Here is a 19706-nt window from a genome sequence, read left to right on the forward strand (position 1 = left end):
CCCTTCCCTTCGCCACCAGGCTCGCCCGTGGCGCACGCCGCCGACAGTGGCGGGAGTGCCACGGTTCAAAAGGATCGCGCCAGCCGCCGGGTCCCGCCCCGGGCGTCACTCGCCCCGGGTGAACGTGCGCCGGTACTCGCTCGGGGTGGTGCCGAGGATGCGCTGGAAGTGCAGCCGCAGGTTCGCGCCGGTGCCGAGGCCGACGTCGGCCGCGATCTGTTCGACGCTGCGCTCGGAGCGCTCCAGCAGCTCGCGGGCCACGTCGACGCGGGCACGCATCACCCACTGCATCGGCGTGTAGCCGGTCTCCTCGACGAACCGCCGGGAGAACGTGCGCGGCGACACCTCGGCCTGCCGCGCCAGCGTGTCCAGGGTGAGGGGCTCACCGAGCCGGTGCAGCGCCCACTCGCGGGTGGCGGCGAAGCGCTCGCCGAGCGGCTCGGGGACGCTGCGCGGCACGTACTGGGCCTGGCCCCCGCTGCGGTAGGGGGCGGCGACCAGGCGACGGGCCGCGTGGTTGGACGCGGCCACCCCGAGGTCGCCGCGCAGGATGTGCAGGCACAGGTCGATGCCGGAGGCGGCGCCGGCCGAGGTGAGCACGCTGCCCTCGTCGACGAACAGCACGTTCTCGTCCACCCGCACGAGCGGATGCCTGGCCATGAGCTGCCGCGTGTAGTGCCAGTGCGTCGTGGCGCGCCTGCCGTCGAGCAGGCCCGTGGCGGCGAGCGCGAACGCGCCCGTGGAGATGGCGGCGAGGCGTGCGCCGCGGGCGTGGGCGGCGATCAGCGCGTCGACGACCGGCCGCGGCGGATCCTCGCGGTCCGGGTGCCGGTAGCCGGGGACGAAGACGATGTCCGCCCACGCGAGCGCGTCGAGGCCGTGGGCGACGGAGTAGGAGAGGCCGTCGCCGCCGGTCACGAGACCCGGCTGCGCCCCGCACACCCGCACTTCGTACGGCATGCTCGCGCGGGTGGTGAAAACCTGCGCCGGAATGCCGACGTCGAGCGGCTTCGCACCTTCGAGCACGAGGACGGCGACACGATGCAGGCGTGAGGCGGGCATGGGACAGAGGCTACGGGGGAGGTGACCTCGCCACGTCCACAGCCCGCCCGACGGCGCCGGGACGGGCATCGGCCATCACTTCGGATGGCCGGCGCAATACCGGGCAGCTCGCGGGCGGCCGTACCCGGTCCACCCCGGACCGAAGCCCCGGCGCTCGCGGACGGTCCGGGGATCGCCGGTGTTCGGAGAGCGGGCCGGTCAGCGGCCCAGCCGTCGGGCCTCGACGAGTACCAGGCTCTCCGGGTGCAGGGTCGGGGCCTGGACACCCAGCACCGCCAGGGCACGCCCCGACAACTCGACGCCCTCCGGCGTCCACCACGGCAGCCCGCTCGTCGTCGGACCGTGGAACTCGTCGCCCGGCGCGAGCGGAGCGACCCTGTAGTGGGCGTCCTCCGCCAGACCGGGAAGACGCACCCTGCCCGCGGGCGCCTGGACACTCGTGGCCGTCTGTACCAGGGCGTACACGGCACGGGACCGGTCGGGCGCGACGACGCCGTGCACCAGCAGCGCCGGATCGGGGTGGTCGGCGTGGACGACCGACCCGCTGTGCAGCAACGGCCGCAGCCGCTTGTGCGCGGCGATCCATTCGGCCAGCCTGCGGCGTTCCCCGGCGGTCGCCCGGGTGAGGTCCCACTCGATTCCCATGTGGCCGAACAGCGCGGTGCCGGCGCGGAAGTCGAGGCCGTGCGTACGGCCCGTGGTGTGCGAGGTGGGTGCGCCGACATGGGCGCCCATCAGCTCCGGGGGGAGCAGGAGCCCCGTCCAGCACTGGATCTGCTGGCGCTCCAGGGCGTCGATGCAGTCGCTGGTCCAGACCCGGTCGGTGCGGTCGAGGATCCCGAGGTCCACGCGGGCGCCGCCCGAGGAGCAGGACTCGATCTCCAGCTCCGGGTGCCGTCGGCGCACCTCGTCGAGCAGCGCGTACACCGCGGCGGTCTGGGCGTGCACGCCGCCGACGCCGTACGGGCCGCTGCCCGCGTCGATCAGGTCGCGGTTGTGGTCCCACTTCAGGTAGTCGACCGCGTACTCGGTGACCAGGGCGTCCAGCCGCTCCAGTACGTAGGCGTAGGCGTCCGGCCGACCGAGGTCCAGGACGTGCTGGTGCCGTGCCTCGGGAGGCAGGCGCCCGGCCACGGACAGGATCCAGTCCGGGTGCGCCCGGGCCAGGTCCGAGTCCAGGTTGATCATCTCGGGTTCGACCCAGAGGCCGAACTGCAGCCCCAGGGAACGGACGTGGCTGACGAGCGGGTGCAGGCCGGCGGGCCACACCTGCGGGTCGACGTACCAGTCGCCCAGCCCCGCGCGGTCGTCGCGGCGTCCGCGGAACCAGCCGTCGTCGAGGACGAAGCGCTCCGCCCCGACCTCCGCCGCCGCGTCCGCCAGGGCGGTGAGCTTGCCCAGGTCCTGCTGGAAGTAGACGGCCTCCCAGGTGTTGAGGGTGACCGGGCGGGGCCCCTTCGGGTGGTGCGGGCGGTCCCGCAGGAAGGTGTGGAAGCGCGCCGCCATGGCGTCCAGGCCCCGGCCGTACGAGCCGAGCAGCCAGGGGGTGTCGTAGGTGGCGCCGGGCTCCAGCCGCACCTCGCCGGGGAGCAGGAGTTCGCCGCCGCCGAGCAGCGAGACCCCCGAATTGGTGCGCTCGGCGAACGTACGGTGGTTCCCGCTCCAGGCGACGTGCAGGCCCCACACCTCTCCGTCGCGGAAACCGAAGCCGCGCTCGCCCGCCGCGTGGACGAGTGCGGCGTCGGCGCCGGTGCGCCCGCGCCGGTTCTCCCGCAGGTGCGTTCCGAGGGTGAACTCATGCCGCTGCGGCGACCGTTCACGCAGGTGACGGCCGGTGAGGTCGAGCAGTTCCGTGGCGTGGGCCGGCACCGGCAGCGTGAGCAGGAGCGCGTCGAGCGTGTAGGGGCGTTCGCCCTGGTTGGTGAGTGCGGCCCGCTGCCGTACGAGACCGGAGGAGGTGAGCTCCAGATCGATCCGCAGGGCGAGACCGGACGGGTCGTCGGTGGCCGTGACGGTCAGGCACCGAGGGCCCGGGGCGTGCAGTTCCCGGACCGTGAACGCGGGAGAGAAGCCGGTGCCCTCGCGGTGGCCGGACAGACCGGGGGTGCCCAGCCAGCCGGCGCTCTGCTCGGGCAGCACGCTCACGGGCACCGGCACGTCGGGGACGCTGGTGACCAGTTGGGCGAGGCTCACCCGGGCGAGTGCGGCAAGGCCGTCCCCGCCGCTGTCCTCGGCTCCGCCCGGCCGGTCGCCGAGATCGGCTCCCCAGTGCAGGATCCGGGGGAGCCGAGGCCCCGTGCAGTCCAGGACGAGGCTGGTGCCCGCGGCACGGAAGTGCAGCAGGTCGGAAGAACGGTCGGTGGTCACGTGGAGAGGCCTTCGTTCGTTCGGTCTTCTTGTGGATCTTCCGCGCGGCGGTTCACCGGGAGCCGGCGGTCAGGCGGGCTCGACGACGGTCAGTTCCCCGACCCGGCGTTCGATCAGCTCCCGGCACCCGGTGTCGATTCCGGAGTCGGTGATCAGAACGTCGGCCGCCTCCAGCGGAGCGATGCGCGCCAGTCCGACCACGTTCCACTTCGTGTGGTCGGCGAGCACCGCGACACGCCTGGCCGACCGGCACATCGCCCGGTTCGTGATCGCCTCCTCCAGGTTCGGCGTGCTGAAGCCGGCGGCGGCGCTCATGCCGTGCACGCCCATGAACAGCACGTCGACGTGGAGGGAGCTCAGCGCGGCGACGGCGAGCGGACCCACCAGGGCGTCGGAAGGCGTCCGGGCGCCCCCGGTGAGGACGACCGTCTGCTCCGTCCTCCGGTGGGCGCACAGAGTCTCCGCGACCTGGACGCTGTTGGTCACGACGGTGAGGTCCGGGACGTCGACGAGCCGCTGGGCGAGGGTCCAGGTCGTGGTGCCCGCGGTCAGGCCGACCGCCGCGCCCGGCACGGCCAGCCGGGCGGCCGCGGCCGCGATCGCCTCCTTGGCCGCGGTCTCCCGGGACTGCTTCTCCGCGAACTCCGGCTCCACGGAACCGCCGTACTCCGGTGTCGTCGCCCCGCCGTGGACCTTCTCCAGGTGACCCTGGCGGGCGAGTGCCTCCAGGTCTCGGCGGATCGTCACGTCGGACACGTCGAAGTGGCCCGTGAGCGCGCTCACCCGCACCGCGCCGTGCTGCCGGACCAACTCGGCGATCTTCTCCTGCCTCTGCCTGGCCAGCACGCCGTCATACCTCCGGCGACGTACCGGCGTGTTCCCGGACCACCAGGACCTCGCCCGCGCGTACCTCGGCCTTGCCGTCGACGGCCGTACCGCTCAGCAGGTCCACGCCCGCCGCGGGAACGGACACGTCGCGCGCGGTGTGGTTGATCACGAACAGGTACGAGGCGTCGGGCCCCCGCCTGCGCACCGCCTCGACCCCGGCCGGGACCTCCGCCGCGGCGGTGACCCCGGCCTCCTCGCAGACCCGGGCCAGGAACTCGCGCAGGCCGTCCGCGTCCGGGCGGGTCGCCACGTACCAGGACACGCCGTCGCCGTAGGAGTGTCGGGTGATCGCCGGGTGTCCGGCGACGGGACCGCCGCACGTCGGGTCGTCGGCGAACGACAGGAGTGTCTCGGCCCCGCGGGGTTCGACGAGTTCGCTCCACACCGTGGCCGTCGAGCCGTCGCCGAGCCGGACCGCCTCCGCCTCACGCAGCGGGAAGAACCCGTCCACTCGCACACCGAGCATGTCCCGGTAGGCACCGGGATACCCGCCGGCCCGGACATGGTCGTTCTCGTCGGTGACACCGCTGAAGAAGCCGACGGCAGCGTGCCCGCCGTCCCTGACGAAGGTTCCCAGAGATTCCGCGTCCGAGTCCGTCGTCAGACAGAGGCTGGGGACCAGCACCAGCCGGCGGCCGCTCAGCTCGCTTCCGGGATGGACGAGGTCGCAGGTGATACCCAGCGACCACAGCGCCTCGTACCAGTGGCGGACCAGGTCGAGGTAGCGCACGTCGCGCGAGGGGGTGGCGTCCATCTCCAGCGCCCACCACGCGTTCCAGTCGAAGAGGAGGGCCACGTCCGACTCGACGCGGCTGCCCCGTACCTCGGCCAGCGCCGCGAGGTCCCGGCCGAGGCCGGTGACCTCGCGCCACGTCGTGGTGTCCGTGCCGCCGTGGGGGAGCATCGCCGAATGCCACTTCTCGGCGCCGGCCGTCGACTGGCGCCACTGGAAGTACATGATGCCGTCCGCGCCACGCGCCAGATGCGCGAGGCTGTTGCGCCGCATCTGTCCCGGCGTCTTGGCGATGTTGCGGGGCTGCCAGTTGACCGCCGACGTGGAGTGCTCCATGAGTAGCCACGGTGCGCCCGCCCCCATGCCGCGCGCGAGGTCGGCGTCGAGGGACAGACCGATGTGTGCCTCCGGGTCCGCGGCGGTGAGGTACTGGTCCACCGACACGAAGTCGCACGCGTCGGCGAGTGCGAACCCGTCCACCTTCTTCTCCAGCGTCACCAGCAGGTTCGTGGTGAGCGGGGTGCCGGGCGCCAGACGGCGCACGATCTCGGCCTCCCGCCGGTGCAGTGCCAGGAGCGCGTCGGAGGAGAACCGCCAGTAGTCGAGCCGCTGGGTCGGATTGGCGACGGCGGTGGTGGCACGGGGCGGCATCACCTCCGCCCAGTCGCCGTACCGCTGGCTCCAGAACGCCGTGCCCCATGCCCTGTTCAGTCCGTCCAGATCTCCGTAGCGCTCCCGGAGCCAGACCCGGAACGCCTGCGCGCTGGTGTCGCAGAAGCAGTGCGCGTTGTGGTTGCCCCACTCGTTGTGGAGGTGCCACAACGCGAGCGCGGGATGGTCGCGGTAGCGGTCCACCAGCCGTTCGACGAGTCGCCCAGCGGCTTGCGCGTACGCCGGACTGCTGGGACAGAACGTCTGCCGTGAGCCGTGCCACAGCCGGACGCCGTCGGCGGTCATGGGGAGGGCTTCCGGGTGCCGCAACGAGAACCAGGGCGGCGGAGACGCGGTGGCGGTGGCGAGGTCGACCGCGATGCCGCCGGCGTGCAGCAGGTCCATGACCTCGTCGAAGAGCCCGAACTCGTACTCTCCCGGGCGGGGTTCGAGGAACGCCCACGAGAAGACACCGACGGTGACGAGGTTGACGCCGGCCTCCCGCATGAGGCGGACGTCCTCGTCCCACACGTCGCGCGGCCACTGCTCGGGGTTGTAGTCCCCGCCGTAGGCGATGCCGCCCAGCCGGTCGGAGAGCTGCTTGAGCGCGTCGTTCACGACTTCACCGCTCCCGCCGCGAGGCCGGCCTTCCAGTAGCGCTGCAGTACCAGGAAGGTGATGACGATCGGTACGACCGAGACCAGCGAGCCGGTGAGGCTGAGGATCTGCAGGGACGGGTCGCGGCTGACCTGGGACTGCCAGGTGAACAGGCCGAGGGTGACCGGGTAGAGACGGTCGTCCTGGAGCATCACCAGCGGCAGCAGGAAGTTGTTCCAGATGACGACGAACTGGAACAGGAAGATGGTGACCATGGCGGGCGACATCAGCCGCAGGGCCATGGTGAAGAAGGTCCGCAGCTCGCCGGATCCGTCGATCCGGGCGGCCTCCAGCAGTTCGTCGGGCACGGACGCGGCGGCGAAGATGCGCGAGAGATACACCCCGAACGGACTGACGATGCTGGGCAGGAAGACCGACCAGAACGTGTTGGTGCCGCCGACCTCGGCGAACAGCAGGAACAGCGGCAGGGCGAGCGCCGTCGCCGGGACCAGGACACCGCCGAGCACGACGGAGAACAGGAACTCCCGCCCGCGGAAGCGGTACTTGGCCAGCGCGTAGCCGGCCATGGCGGACAGCAGGGTGCCGACGGCCGCGCCCGCCCCCGCGTAGAGGAGGCTGTTGAACAGCCAGGGCAGGTAGATCCCGTCCTGCTTGTCGAACAGCGCCTTGAGGTTGTCGATCAGGTGGAAGTCCGAGAACCACAGGCCGAACGAGTCGACCAGGTCGCCCTGGCTCTTGGTGGCCGAGACGACGAGCCAGAACACGGGGAGCAGCATGTAGACGGCGATCACCGCCAGGAACGTGGTCGCGAGGACGACCGAGAGGCGGCTCTCCCGGGGGCCTCGGGCCTTCCCCTCCGTGGCCTGTCGGGGCGCGTGGGCGCCGGCGGTGTCGGTGAGGAGGCTCATGATTCAGCCTTTCGACCCGTGAGCTTGAGGAATCCGAAGGACAGGACGAACGTGGCCAGGGCCAGTGTCACCGACATGGCCGCGGCCTCGCTGTAGTTGTTCGCCGAGGCGAGCGAGTAGGCGGTCAGGTTCGGCGTGTAGGTGCTGGTGACGCTGGTGGAGATGGAGCGCAGCACCTGAGGTTCGGTGAACAGCTGAAGCGTGCCGATGATCGAGAAGACACCGGTCAGGATGAGGGCCGGGCGCAGGATCGGCACCTTGATCCGCCACGCGATTTTCGCCTCGCTCGCCCCGTCCATCCGGGCCGCCTCGTAGATGTCGGAGGGGATGGCCTGGAGAGCGGCGTAGATGATCAGCATGTTGTAGCCGGTGTACGTCCAGGTGACGATGTTGCCGATGGACCAGAGGATCATCCCCGAGCCGAGGAGGTCGGGCTCCGCCCCGACGTCGTTGAGCAGCTCGACGACGGGAGACAGCCGCGGGTCGTAGAGGAAGGCCCACATGAGGGCGGCGATCACACCGGGGATGCCGTAAGGAACGAAGTAGGCGATCCGGAAGAACCGCTTGAGCCGGGCCACGGTCGAGTCCAGCAGCAGCGCGAGCACCAGGGCCAGCAGCAGCATCACCGGGATCTGGACCAGCCCGAAGAGCAGCACGCGGCCCACGCTGTCGAGGAACTCCGCGTCGCCGAGAACCTCGGCGTACTGGTCGAGACCGGCGAACACCGTCGTCTTGTGACCGAAGGTGCCTCCGGTCCGCTCGGTCCGCAGCAGGCTCTGGTAGAACGCGTAGCCGACGGGCACCAGGGTGAACAGCACGAACGGCACGAAGAACGGCAGCAGGAACACGGCGGGCGCCCAGTTGCGCCTGCGGCGTCGGGGCATCGGTGCCGGGGTGGCTGCGGAGGGTGGCGCGGCTGTCGCCGCTGTCTGATCGGCGGTCATGTCGTGGCTACTTCCTGGGCTTCCTTGGCGAGGGACGCGGGGGCCGACGGCGGGCTGTCCCGCCCTGCCGTCGGCCCCGGGCTGTTACTTGGCGACCTTGAGGGACTGCTTCTCCAGGGAGTCCACCGTCTTGGTGTCCGCCTGCTTCAGTGCGTCCTTCAGCGTGCCCTTGCCTCCCAGGGCTCCGGCTATGCCGTCCCCCATGAAGCGGTAGGTGTCGGTCATCGTCGGACCGAAGGTCCAGTCCGTGTTCACGTTCTCGGCGGCCTCGGCGAAGGTGTCGAAGATTTTCTGGCCGCCGTAGAACGCCACGGGCTGCTGCAGGGCGTTCATCCGCAGACCGGAGGTGGCCGCCGGGTAGAGGCCGCCCTCACGGTTGAGGATCTCCAGCGCCTTGGGATCCGTGTTGAGCCACAGCGCGAACTTCGCGGCCTCGTAGGGGTGCTTGCTCTTGCCGAGCACCGCAGTCGTCGAGCCGCCCCAGTTTCCGGCCTTGTTCTCGCCCGCGGACCACTGGGGCATGGGCGCGACGCCCCACTTGCCGGCGGTGGCCTTGGCGTTGTCGCGGATGGTGCTGTAGCCCCAGGCGGCGCTCACCCAGGTCGCGACCTCGCCGCTGTTCCACGCCTTGTACAGCGCGGGTGAGAAGCCCTGGAGGTTGGTGGTGACCAGCTTCTCGTCGATCATCTTCTGCCAGTAGTCGGCCACTTCCTGGCCGGCCGGGCTGTCGACGTCGACCCGCCAGGTGTCACCGTCCTGCGCGAACATGTTCGCGCCCTTCTGCCACAGCAGTCCGGTGAACCAGTTCGGGTCGGTCTGTGAGAAATGCGTGATATAGGCCTTGCTGTCGGCCTTCTTCAGCTTCTTGGCCGCTTCGTAGTACTCGTCCCAGGTCTTCGGCACGGCTATGCCGTACTTCTCGAACAGGTCCTTGCGGTAGAACAGGGCCATCGGACCCGTGTCCTGCGGCACCGCCCAGACGCCGTCCTTGCCGTCGGCACCGAAGGTCACCTGGGACCACGTCCAGTCGGCGAAGTCGGCCTTGGCCTCCTTGACGCCCGCGCACGAGGCGATGTCGGTCAGACCGTCCTGGAGGCGGAAACTCGCCAGCGAGTCGTACTCGATCTGGCCGAGGTCGGGAGCGTTGCCCGCCTTCAGCGCGTTCGACATGTTCTGGTAGGTGCCGGCATTGCCGGCGGGCGTGGACTTGACGGTCACCTGGATGTCGGGGTTCTGGCGGTTCCACTCCGCCACGGCCTTGTCGACGCCAGGGATCCACGACCAGTACGACAGCTCGACCTTGCCCTCGCTCTTCTCGCACTTCGCCGCCTCGCCCGAGGCGTCGGCGTCGTCCGATCCGCCGCACGCCGCCGCGGTGGCGAGTACGGGAAGCACGGCGAGAGCCACCAGGGCTCTGCGCAGCGTGGGGCGTTGCGTCCGCAGTGACATGGCGTCTCCTCAGGTGTGTGCCGCCCTGCTACGTCCCTCGGAGGGGCGGCGTGGGCATACCCTGACCGTTAGCTGGCGGCAAAGTCAACACAGTCCCCCGGGAAATCACGGAATCAAACGCGAACCGTTATCGACGTTGTTCGCCTGCGTATCCGGCCCGCTGACCTGGGGTCGGTGACCTTGCCGACTGCGGGACGGGATTGTCGAACGTTGTCAGAAGGCACTTCCGTTAATGTGCTTCTGCGAATCGATTTCCCCGCGTCCCCGATTCCGAAGGCCACTTGGGGGGATGCCGTCGCGAATCGGGGGCGGCGAGTCCCGCGCCGACGCGCAGGCCGGTCGGCCTGGTCGAACGGTCGCGTCGGGTGGGTCCGGGCCGGCGTGGCGCCGGCGCGGGCGTGAGGGCGGTGGGTGGCGGCGAATGAGGGTTGCGAACAAAAAGAAACGAACCCTATGTTGCTTTCTGTTGACTGTTGAGGTCGGGGCTGGCATGCTGCCGCGACATCGGGGCTCTCGTCCAGGGGCGCACTCGTGTGCCGGGCTCCGGAGGTCCCTCTCCGGGGCCCGGGTGTCCCGGCGGTCGTCCCGCCGTGCCCCCGCGGCGCACAGCTGGGTGGAACGCGTCCCGTCCGGGGCGATGTGCGCCGGTGCCCGGGACGGTCGGCGACGGTGACGTTCAGCTGACGGCCGTCCAAGCGGACGACGGGTGCGACGGACCGGGCCGTCCCTCGCGGTGTCTGTGCCGCGCCGGCCGGTGCGCCCTTCGGCGTCTCAGGCCCTCACCCACGCCGGGAGCCCTACCCCCCACACGCCGCTCATCTCCGACGGCCTCCGACGGCCTCCGACGGCCCTCCAATGGCCCCACGACGGCCCTCCAACGGCTTACGCGCGGTGGTGGCCGGCGCAGGTGCCGCCCAGTGTCGAGAGCGCGGCCCTTCCCGAGAACGGAGCAGTTCCTTGCAGCAAGCAGCGCGCATCTCCCCTCAGGCCATGGAGGCGCTCTCGACGCCGGAACGGGTCGACACGCACCTCGGCCCTCTTGAGTTCCCGCTGGGCATGCCCACCTCGGAGACCGTCGACCGCGTCTACGACCGTCTGGACCATGTGCACGCCGTCCGCGGGTTCCTCGACGCGTACTGCGGCGTCAGCATGTGGGCGAGCCGCAAGGGCTTCCTCGAAGCGGGGATCAGGGACCACGACATCCCTGCTCTTCTCGGAGTTCATGGATCCCCACACGCTCGTGCTGACGGGGAACGCGGACACCGTCTACTTCGTGACCTTCCTCGACCTGACCGAGGGCCCGCTGGTGGTGGACATGCCGCCCCTCTCCCTCTGCTTCGTCAACGACATGTGGTACCGCTGGGTCGCGGATCCCGGCATGGCCGGACCGGATCGCGGGGAGGGCGGCAGATACCTCTTCGTACCGCCCGCCTACGACGGGCCTCTCCCGGAGGGAGGCTTCTTCACCCAGCGGATCCGCACCACACGGCTCCTCCTGGGCGGACGGGCGTTCCTGGAGAACGGCGACCCGAAGCCGGCGGCCGAGCGGATCAAGGAAGGCTTGCGCATCCACCGCTACGTCCCCGGGTTCTACGGAACCAGCATCGGGGAGATCGTCACGGGAGGCACGGCCCCGCCGCTGCCCTGGACCGCCGAGACGTGGACCGCCGCGCTCCGCAGGCCCGACCCGCCGCGCTTCGTCGACGGCTCCGGCCTGGCCGTCAACACGGTTCCGCCCGCGGACGCGACGTACTTCGACCTCGCGAGCGAACTCGTGCACGATCAGCCGGCCGAGGCGCTCGATCCCGAGATCGCCGGTTCTCTGGCGGCGATCGGGATCGTCAAGGGCCGGCCCTTCCAGCCCGACCCGCGGATGCGGGAGATCCTCACCGAGGCGGCCGCGGTGGGCAACGCGACGGCCCGTACCCTCGCGTGCCGCCCGCGCCCGGCCGAGGGGGCGCACTACTACGGGACGTCCCCCCAGTGGGTCAACGGCCTGCTCGTGTCCGGCTACGACTTCATGACACCGCCCGCGGACATCACCGACAGCGGCGTCGAGCCCCGCCCGGACGACGGCGCCCGGAAACTCAACCTGCGGTCCTGGTGGTCGTACCTGGGCGTGGGCATCAGCCCGGCGTTCACGGCGCCGCTGCCCGGCATCGGCTCGCAGTACCTGTTCGCGTTCGCCGACCGGGAGGACCGCACGCTCGACGGCGGCGAGCGCTACCGGCTGGTGCTCCCGCCGGACATCCCCGCCGGCCGGTTCTGGTCGGTCACCGTCTACGACAACCAGACGCGCTCGATGCTCGACACCCCGCAGCGCTTTCCCCGGGCAGGCAGCCAGGACTATCCGACCCCGGCGGCGGTCGCCGACGCGGACGGTACGACCACGGTGCACTTCGGGCCCGACCGGCCCGAGGGCGTGCCGGAGGGCAACTGGATCCAGACCACACCGGGCCGCGGGTGGTTCGCGGTCCTGCGCTTCTACACCCCCTGCGGCCGTTCTTCGACAAGACCTGGCGGCCGGGCGAGATCGAGGCAGTGGACTGACCTGGTGCGACGGTGCCACGAGGACACGCCGGCCCGGACGATGAGGTAGCCATGAGCACGACCCCCTTGGGGAGCTGGAACGACGGCGCCGCGAAGCGCGCGATCGTCGAGTTCGTGACGTCCGCGGCGACGGAAGGGACGCCGGGCTTCGTCGCACCGATGGACCGGATCGCCGTGTTCGACAACGACGGAACCCTGTGGGTCGAGAAGCCGGCGCCGGTGCAGATGCCCTTCGTCCTGGGAAAACTGGCCGCGCGGCTTGAGACCGACCCGTCGCTGGCCGATGAGCAGCCCTACCGGGCGCTCGCCGAGCGGGACGAGTCGTACCTCCGCGCGCTGAACGACCAGGACCCCGACGCCGTGACGTCGATGGTCGAGGCCGTCGGCTCGGCCTGGGAGGGCACCCCGTTCGGGGAGTTCGAGGCAGAGGCCACCCGCTACCTGGCGTCCTGGCGCCACGAACGCTTCGGCCTGCCCGCCACCGGCCTGGTCTACCGCCCGATGCTGGAACTGTTCGACTACCTCCGCGCACACGGCTGGCGCCTCTTCGTCTGCTCGGGTGGCGGACGCGACTTCATGCGGGTGATCTGCGAGGGCACCTGGGGCCTGCCTCGGGAGAACGTGATCGGCTCGGCCCCGGAGTTCGCCTACCGGGACGGCGAACTGATCCGCCAGGCAGTCCCGCACGGACCGATCGCGCTCGGACCCGGCAAACCGGAGGACGTCCTCGCCCGCACCGGCCGGCTGCCGGGCTTCGCGGCCGGAAACGACGACGTGGACGTCGAGTTGCTCCGGTCCGCACGATTCGCCCTGCTCGTCGTGCACGACGACGACGAACGGGAGTACGCGTACCAGGACAGCGCGCTGCGGGCCCGCGCTGAGGCCGAGCGGTCCGGCTGGACGACGGTCAGCGTGAAGAACGACTGGAAGACCGTGACGACCGGAAGACCGTGACGACCGGAAGACCGTGAAGACCGGAAGACCGTCCTGACGGAACGGCACGACTAGGAGGGACACCATGCCCCAAGTGAGCGACGGCGCCAGCCCCGGCACGTCGGCCGAGACCCTGGCCTCGATCAGTGTGCCGGACCGGGTGGAGACGGTCTTCGGCCCGCTGGAGTTCTTCGACGGCCTGCCCCTGCCCGACACGGTCACCCGCAGCTACGACGCGCTGGACCTGCTGCGCGGGATCGAGGTCTTCCTCAACTGCGTGCCCGGAGCCTCGATGGTGGCCATGCGGCGCGGCCTCGCCGGCCTCGGCATCGACTCCCACACCATCGGCTTCGCCTCCCCGCGCTGCAGTTCGGCACCGCTGGTGCTCACGGCGAACACGGAGACGACCTACGGGATGACCTACCTGGCGCTCGACCGGGACGGACCCACCGTGATCGAGGTACCGCCGAAGTCGCTGTGCTTCGTCAACGACCTGTGGCAGCGCTTCGTCACCGACATGGGCATGGCCGGACGCGACAAGGGAGAGGGAGGCAAGTACCTCTTCCTGCCGCCGGGTTACGACGGCGAGGTCCCCGACGGCTACCTCGTCACGCGGCAGAAGACCTACTCCTCCTGGGTACTGCTGCGTGCGCTGGGCGGCGAGGAGAGCCTGCTCCGGACACGGATCTACCCGCTGTCGGCCGCGGCGGACCCGCCCGAGCAGCGCTTCGTCAACTGGGCGGAATCCGACTTCAACGCCGTCCACGCGAACGACTTCTCCTTCTTCGAGGAGATCGACACCCTCGTTCAGGCGGAGCCGCCCGAGGCCCTCGATCCCGAGCGGGCCGGACAGCTCGCCGCGATCGGCATCGTGCCCGGCAAGCCTTTCCGGCCGGACGACCGGATGCGCTCGATCCTCGACACCGCCGCGCGGATCGCATCGAGCATGGTGCGGACGCTGGCCTTCAAGCCGCGCGACCCGAACTTCTACTACTACCCCGGCAGTTCGTGGAAGACCCCGTGGCCGTCGCGCAGCTACGAGTTCCAGTCGGCGGAGGGCGCCCGGCTGCTGGACGCCCGGGCGGTGTTCTACTACGTCGGGGCGGGCACCTCCCCGGCGATGGCGGCGGCGGCCCTCGGGACCGGATCGCAGTACGCCTACACGGCCGAGGACTCCACCGGCGCCTGGCTCGACGGCGGGCGCTCCTACACGCTCAGACTGCCGAGCGGCATCCCGGTGAAGGACTTCTGGGCCGTCAACGTCTATGACACGCAGACGCGTTCGATGCTGCGCACCGACCATCCGTACCCGAGCGTGAACAGCCTCTCGGACGACGTCCGGCCCGAGGACAACGGCGACACGGTCATCCACTTCGGCCCGACGGCGCCGCAGGGCAAGGAGGGCAACTGGGTCCAGACGGTCCCCGGCAAGGGATGGTTCATGATCCTCCGGCTCTACGGTCCGCTCGACAGCTGGTTCGACAAGAGCTGGCGACCGGGCGAGATCGAACCGGCGTGAGGTAGACGACCGTGGGCGAGGCGATCGGTCAGATTCTGTCCTACGGCGTCGGCGTGGCGCTGAGCCCGTTCCCGATCATCGGCGTGATCCTGATGCTCGCCACGCCCCGGGGGCGCATCAACGGACCGGCGCTGCTGCTGGGCTGGGTGCTGGGTCTGGCCCTGGTCGGCACGATCGTGCTGCTGGTCTCCGGCGGCGCGGACCCGAGCGACCAGGGGCAGCCCGCCGACTGGGTGAGCGCACTCGACCTGGCGATCGGCGTGCTGCTGCTGTGGGTGGCGGTGAAGGAGTGGCGCGACCGGCCGCGCGGCGACGAGGAGGTGGCGCTGCCGAAGTGGATGAAGACAGTCGACTCCTTCTCCCCGGCCAAGGCGGGAGCACTCGGGCTGGCGCTGTCGGCCGTCAACCCCAAGAACCTGCTGCTCACGATCGCCGCGGCGACGGCGATCGCGCGCTCGGGCGCCTCCGCGGGCGCGCAGGCCGTGGCACTCGCGGTCTTCGTGGTCATCGGGGCGCTCGGGACGGGCACACCGGTCGTGCTCTACTTCGCCCTCAAGGAGCGCTCGAAACACATCCTCGACGGCCTCAAGTCCTGGATGGAGAAGAACAACTCGGCCATCATGGCCGTGCTCTGCCTGATCCTCGCCGCGAAGCTGATCGGCCAGGCCGTCAGCGACCTGTCGTCCTGAAGGCGGGAGGGCGGACATGGGTGGACTGTTCCCGTCGCTGCGAGGGTACCGGCGACAGTGGCTGGGGCGGGACGCGCTGGCCGGGGCGACGGGATGGGCGGTGCTCGTGCCCGAGGCGCTCGCCTACGCGACGATCGCCGGCGTCTCACCCGTCGTCGGCCTCTACGCCGCGCCCGCGGCCCTGATCCTCTACGCCGCGTTCGGCAGCTCCAGGCACCTGATCGTCGGGCCGATGGCGGCGACCGCGGCACTCTCGGCGGCCATCGTCGGTGAGGCCGCGGGCGGTTCGAGCGCGAGCTTCTCGGCGCTGACCGCGGCACTGGCCCTCACGGTGGGCGTCGCGGCGCTCCTCGCCGGGCTGCTGCGCCTCGGCTTCCTCGCCGGCTTCATCTCGGAGCCCGTGCTGAAGGGCTTCATCGTGGGCCTGGCCCTGACGATCATCGCGGGCCAGCTGCCGAAGCTGTTCGGCGTCGAGGGCGACTCGGGAAACTTCTTCGAGAGGCTCTGGGGCCTGATCGCGGACCTCGGCGGCACCAGCGTCTCCACCTTCCTGGTCGGTGCCCTGAGCCTGCTGCTGATCCTCGTCCTCAAGCGGCTCGCCCCGGCGGTGCCCGGCTCGCTGATCGCGGTGGTGCTGGGGGTCGCGGCGGCAACGGCCTTCGACCTGGAGGACCATCGCGTCGACGTGGTCGGCGGCATCGAGGCGGGCCTGCCGTCCTACGGCTTCCCCGACGTCTCGCTCGACGACCTCGGTGCCCTCGCCGCCGGAACCGTCGGCGTGCTGCTCGTCGCCTTCGCCGAGGGACTCGGGGCGGCGAAGACCTACTCCGCCCGGGACCACTACCAGATCGACGCCGACCGCGAGTTGATCGGACTGGGGGCCGCCGGTCTGGGCGCCGGTCTGTCCAGCGGTATGGTCGTCAACGGGAGCCTCTCCAAGACGGCCGTCAACTGGTCGGCGGGCGCGCGCACCCAGCTCTCCGGGATCGTCGTCGCCGCCCTGACCCTGATCACGCTCCTCTTCCTCACCGGCCTGTTCGAACAGCTCCCCGAGGCCGTGCTCGCGGCGGTGGTGATCGCGGCGGTCGTCGAACTGGTCGACATCCCCTCGCTGGTCGCCCTCCACCACGTCTTCACCCGCAGGCTCGGCCAGGCGTACGGCGTCGCCGCGCGGCCCGACTTCCTCGCCGCGGTCGCCGCGATGCTCGGAGTGATGGCCTTCGACACGCTGCCCGGGCTCTTCATCGGCATCGGCGCCTCGTTGCTCCTGCTCCTGTACCGCTCCTCGCGCCCGGTCGTGAGCGAGCTGGGGCAGCTGCCCGGCGACGGACACTTCGCGGCGCTCGACAGGCACGCCGAGAGCCGCCGGGTCCCGGGGGTGATCGTGCTGCGGGTCGAGTCCGGTATCTACTTCGCCAACGCCGAACGGATCGAGTCCAGGGTTCGGGCGGCCGCCGCACACGAGGAGGTGACGGCCGTCGTGATCGACGCGGAGACAGTTCCCTTCGTCGACGTGAGCGCCGTGCGGATGCTCGACGACCTGGCCGAGGAACTCGAGGCCCGCGGAACCCGGCTCCTGCTCGCCCGCGACGTGGGCCAGGTGCGGGACGTCCTGCGCACCGCCGCGGCCAGGGCGGAGCTGATGCGCGTCTATCCCACCGTGCGGGCGGCGGTCGAGGCGGCCGTGGCCGACCGCCCCTGACGCATCGTGGCGACCACGGGAAGACCGCCAGCCCCGAGGAGGAGCACGGCACCACACACGATGAGGCGGAGCCGGGTGGGACGGTCGGCCGGTAGCGGCCGGGCGGCGTGACGGTGCCGCCCGGGCGGCGGTTGGGGGACGTCACCGCCGCGCGCGGACTGCACGTGCCCGACGCGGTGCGGCACCGGCCGTCCGACGGTCCGCGTCGGTCCCGTCGGACACGGGGTCCACCATGAACGCCGCGGACGCGGCGGCTCCGGCTGTGGGGGCGGTGAGCGCCGCCTACGCGGCGAGGACGGCGGCGGGTCCCGCCGGGCCGCCTCGCGAGAGCCGGGACGCCGCGCGGTGCCGGGTCACTCGGCGGCGGCGAGCAGCCGGGCCTCGCTCTCCTCGTAGAGCTGCCGGGTCTGCCGGCTGCCCGCGGCGCGGCGCCGGTGGTCCAGACGGCTGCCGAGCCAGCCCGCCAGGTAGCCGAACGGGATCGAGACCAGTCCGGTGGACTGCATGGGGAACCAGTGGAAGTCGGAGTGCGGGAAGACCGCGGACGGCGTGCCCGAGACGGCCTTGGAGAAGACCATCAGCACCACCGCGCAGGCCGTACCACCGTAGAGGGAAGCGAGCAGGCCCGTACGCGTGAAGCCCTTCCAGAACAAGGAGTAGGTCAGCGCGGGAGCCACCGCGGACGCCCCGATGCAGACGGCCAGCGTGGTCAGCACGCCGACGTCCCAGTCCTGGACCATGGTCGAGAGCCCGATGGCCACCGTTCCCACGGCCACGCTCGTCCACGCCGCCACCGTCATCTCCGTACGCGGCTTCCCCTGCCCCCGCCGCACCGCGTGGGCGAACAGGTCGTGGGCGAGCGACGAGGCCGCGGCCAGGGTCATGCCCGCGACCGAGGACAGCAGGGTGATGAACACCATCCCCGCCACGGCCGAGTAGAGAATCGTCACGCCCGCGGAGTCGGGTGCCCCGCCAAGCACCTGCGACAGCATGAGCAGCGCGGTCCTGCCGTGCGGGTCGGCCGCGGTGATGGACCGCGATCCCACGAGCGCCGCCGCGCCGGTCCCCACGATGATCACGAGGAGGCAGAAGGTGGTGACCGTGCCGACCGCCCACGACATCGAGCGACGCACGGCCGGCACGTCCTGCGCGGAGTACAGACGCATGGTGATGTGCGGCAGGCAGGCCACGCCGAGGACCACGGTGATCTGCAGACCGACGAAGTCCAGCCGGTCCACGGCCGAGGTGCCCAGCTGAAGTCCCTGCTGGAGGAAGGCGGGGCCCGCGCCGCTGCCGTGTTGGGCGGCCCTGAGCACCTCCCCGGGGTTCCAGTCGAAGCGGTTCAGGACCAGCGCGGCGACGACGACGCTGACGCCGAGGAGAATGACGATCTTGATCATCTGCAGGAGGGCGGTGCCTCGCATGCCGCCCAGCGCCGCGTAAATGATCATCAGGCTGCCCACGATGACGATGCACGCGGTCCGGGCACCCTCCCCGTGCGGGATGTCCAGGATGAAGGTGAGCAGCGACCCGGCCCCGGAGAGCTGGACGACCAGGAAGGGCACGGTCGCCGAAAGCGTCACCAGGCAGGCGGCGACGCGCACGGCCCGGTCACGCCCGGGCAGGGTGCGGACCAGGACGTCGCCCATGGTGAACCGGCCGGCGTTGCGCAGGGGTTCCGCCAGCAGGAACATCAGCAGCACCAGGGAGAGCGCCGTGCTGACCGCTAGGACATAACCGTCGTATCCGGTGAGCGCGATGATGCCGGTGGTGCTCAGCACCGTGGCCGCGGAGATGTAGTCGCCGGCGATGGCCAGGCCGTTCTTGACCGGGGTGAGCGAGAGGTAGCCGGTATAGAAGTTCGTCAGGTCGTCGCGCTCCGGTCCCGCCACCACGCAGATCAGCAGCGTGACGGTGACCAGCGCGGTGAACAGGACGAGGACGGTGGCCTGGGTCCCGGAGTCGACGGTGTTCATCTCGCCACGCCCGCGACCCGGCCGCCCGGCCGCTCCCTGACCAAGGCGGCCAACGGATCCACCGAGCGCCGAGCACTGCGCCCGTACCAGAGGACCGCCCAGAAGGTGACGACGAGCTGCAGGACCCCCAGGGCCATCCCCAGGCTCAGCTCCCCGGCGATCCTGGATCCCATCAGGCCCGGCGCGCAGCAGGACAGCACCACGTAGACCACGAACGAGCCGAGCGCGGTGAACGTGGAGACGCGGCGGAGCACACGGTAGGCCGAGCGGAGGGCGACCAGGTCGCCGCCGTGCCGCTCGTGGGCGTACGGCTCCTGCGGGGCGGCCGTTCCGTACCTGCCGTACGGGGAGTCGCCGTGCCCGTCACCGTCGTCGCGCAGCGCAGGGGTGCCGTATCCGGACGCGGAGGGCTGCCGCCCCGGGAGCCGCCCGTACGACTCGTGCCGAGGGACATGGCCGGACGGCCCGGTCCGCGGCTGTGTCCGTTCCGGCGATGCCGGCTGCGGGTACCACCCGTCTTCGGGATATGTCATCGCGAGGCCTTCCGATGCTGCGGGGACCGTGGGGGCTTGGGGGAACGTGGCGGCGCACGATACCGACCGGTTGGAATGCCTGGTAAGCCAGTCGAGCGTCACGTTTCGAACTCGAGACCGCATTCGGACGGCGGGGGTGGCCGGCGGTCCGAGGGCCTCCGAACCATAGGCGTGCGGCGGCCGG

Annotated in this window: 14 protein-coding genes; 5 read left to right on the plus strand and 9 right to left on the minus strand. The window is 71.0% G+C overall.

Annotation, left to right across the window (positions count from 1 at the left end; translation table 11 throughout):
• Positions 1 to 105: 105 nt before the first annotated feature.
• The 7 genes from ACSLTV_RS28290 to ACSLTV_RS28320 form a co-directional block, all read right to left on the minus strand.
• Positions 106 to 1062 carry a GlxA family transcriptional regulator gene (locus ACSLTV_RS28290; RefSeq protein WP_432136225.1) on the minus strand — a complete coding sequence of 319 codons (957 nt, stop codon included), beginning with the start codon at positions 1060 to 1062 and terminating at the stop codon, positions 106 to 108.
• A gap of 198 nt (positions 1063 to 1260) precedes the next feature.
• A complete protein-coding gene (locus ACSLTV_RS28295) occupies positions 1261 to 3429 on the minus strand; it encodes an alpha-galactosidase (protein WP_435613114.1) in 2169 nt (722 codons plus the stop codon).
• A 69-nt stretch (positions 3430 to 3498) separates the two neighbouring features.
• A complete protein-coding gene (locus ACSLTV_RS28300; RefSeq protein WP_432136227.1) occupies positions 3499 to 4275 on the minus strand; it encodes a DeoR/GlpR family DNA-binding transcription regulator in 777 nt (258 codons plus the stop codon).
• A gap of 4 nt (positions 4276 to 4279) precedes the next feature.
• On the minus strand, positions 4280 to 6319 hold the full coding sequence (locus ACSLTV_RS28305) for a beta-galactosidase (protein ID WP_435613115.1): 2040 nt from the start codon (positions 6317 to 6319) through the stop codon (positions 4280 to 4282).
• Positions 6316 to 7227, minus strand: a complete 912-nt coding sequence (locus ACSLTV_RS28310) for a carbohydrate ABC transporter permease (protein ID WP_435613116.1) — start codon at positions 7225 to 7227, stop codon at positions 6316 to 6318. Before ACSLTV_RS28310 ends, ACSLTV_RS28305 begins: the two co-directional genes overlap by 4 nt.
• Complete coding sequence (locus tag ACSLTV_RS28315) at positions 7224 to 8171, minus strand: carbohydrate ABC transporter permease (protein ID WP_432136230.1); 948 nt, start codon at positions 8169 to 8171, stop codon at positions 7224 to 7226. The genes ACSLTV_RS28310 and ACSLTV_RS28315 overlap by 4 nt, the downstream gene beginning before the upstream one ends.
• 84 nt (positions 8172 to 8255) lie before the next feature.
• Positions 8256 to 9620, minus strand: coding sequence for an ABC transporter substrate-binding protein (locus ACSLTV_RS28320; RefSeq protein ID WP_432136231.1), 1365 nt, complete (start codon positions 9618 to 9620; stop codon positions 8256 to 8258).
• Between the two features lie 1222 nt (positions 9621 to 10842).
• Between ACSLTV_RS28320 and ACSLTV_RS28325 the strand changes: the two genes are divergently transcribed.
• From ACSLTV_RS28325 to ACSLTV_RS28345, 5 genes are all read left to right on the plus strand, one after another.
• A complete protein-coding gene (locus ACSLTV_RS28325; protein WP_435613117.1) occupies positions 10843 to 12219 on the plus strand; it encodes a DUF1214 domain-containing protein in 1377 nt (458 codons plus the stop codon).
• Between the two features lie 2 nt (positions 12220 to 12221).
• On the plus strand, positions 12222 to 13124 hold the full coding sequence (locus tag ACSLTV_RS28330; protein ID WP_435613118.1) for an HAD family hydrolase: 903 nt from the start codon (positions 12222 to 12224) through the stop codon (positions 13122 to 13124).
• A 64-nt stretch (positions 13125 to 13188) separates the two neighbouring features.
• On the plus strand, positions 13189 to 14622 hold the full coding sequence (locus ACSLTV_RS28335) for a DUF1254 domain-containing protein (protein WP_435613119.1): 1434 nt from the start codon (positions 13189 to 13191) through the stop codon (positions 14620 to 14622).
• An 11-nt stretch (positions 14623 to 14633) separates the two neighbouring features.
• Entirely contained in the window at positions 14634 to 15311 is a 678-nt protein-coding gene (locus tag ACSLTV_RS28340; RefSeq protein WP_435613120.1) for a GAP family protein, read from the plus strand.
• 16 nt (positions 15312 to 15327) lie between these two features.
• On the plus strand, positions 15328 to 17013 hold the full coding sequence (locus ACSLTV_RS28345) for a SulP family inorganic anion transporter (protein ID WP_435613121.1): 1686 nt from the start codon (positions 15328 to 15330) through the stop codon (positions 17011 to 17013).
• A gap of 353 nt (positions 17014 to 17366) precedes the next feature.
• On the opposite strand, the gene ACSLTV_RS28350 is transcribed toward ACSLTV_RS28345, so the two are convergent.
• Positions 17367 to 18989, minus strand: a complete 1623-nt coding sequence (locus ACSLTV_RS28350; protein ID WP_432140102.1) for a cation acetate symporter — start codon at positions 18987 to 18989, stop codon at positions 17367 to 17369.
• Complete coding sequence (locus ACSLTV_RS28355) at positions 18986 to 19522, minus strand: DUF485 domain-containing protein (protein ID WP_432140103.1); 537 nt, start codon at positions 19520 to 19522, stop codon at positions 18986 to 18988. The genes ACSLTV_RS28350 and ACSLTV_RS28355 overlap by 4 nt, the downstream gene beginning before the upstream one ends.
• Between the last annotated feature and the right edge of the window lie 184 nt (positions 19523 to 19706).

Source organism: Streptomyces sp. bgisy159 (genome assembly GCF_965341775.1).
Taxonomy (GTDB): Bacteria; Actinomycetota; Actinomycetes; order Streptomycetales; family Streptomycetaceae; genus Streptomyces.

What these genes read in the sequence shown, in the direction of transcription:
- ACSLTV_RS28290 (WP_432136225.1), bottom strand. Translation starts at nt 1,062, where the DNA reads ATGCCCGCCTCACGCCTGCATCGTGTCGCCGTCCTCGTGCTCGAAGGT.
- ACSLTV_RS28310 (WP_435613116.1), bottom strand. Translation starts at nt 7,227, where the DNA reads ATGAGCCTCCTCACCGACACCGCCGGCGCCCACGCGCCCCGACAGGCC.
- ACSLTV_RS28355 (WP_432140103.1), bottom strand. Translation starts at nt 19,522, where the DNA reads ATGACATATCCCGAAGACGGGTGGTACCCGCAGCCGGCATCGCCGGAA.
- ACSLTV_RS28345 (WP_435613121.1), top strand. Translation starts at nt 15,328, where the DNA reads ATGGGTGGACTGTTCCCGTCGCTGCGAGGGTACCGGCGACAGTGGCTG.
- ACSLTV_RS28335 (WP_435613119.1), top strand. Translation starts at nt 13,189, where the DNA reads ATGCCCCAAGTGAGCGACGGCGCCAGCCCCGGCACGTCGGCCGAGACC.
- ACSLTV_RS28320 (WP_432136231.1), bottom strand. Translation starts at nt 9,620, where the DNA reads ATGTCACTGCGGACGCAACGCCCCACGCTGCGCAGAGCCCTGGTGGCT.
- ACSLTV_RS28330 (WP_435613118.1), top strand. Translation starts at nt 12,222, where the DNA reads ATGAGCACGACCCCCTTGGGGAGCTGGAACGACGGCGCCGCGAAGCGC.
- ACSLTV_RS28350 (WP_432140102.1), bottom strand. Translation starts at nt 18,989, where the DNA reads ATGAACACCGTCGACTCCGGGACCCAGGCCACCGTCCTCGTCCTGTTC.
- ACSLTV_RS28325 (WP_435613117.1), top strand. Translation starts at nt 10,843, where the DNA reads ATGGATCCCCACACGCTCGTGCTGACGGGGAACGCGGACACCGTCTAC.
- ACSLTV_RS28315 (WP_432136230.1), bottom strand. Translation starts at nt 8,171, where the DNA reads ATGACCGCCGATCAGACAGCGGCGACAGCCGCGCCACCCTCCGCAGCC.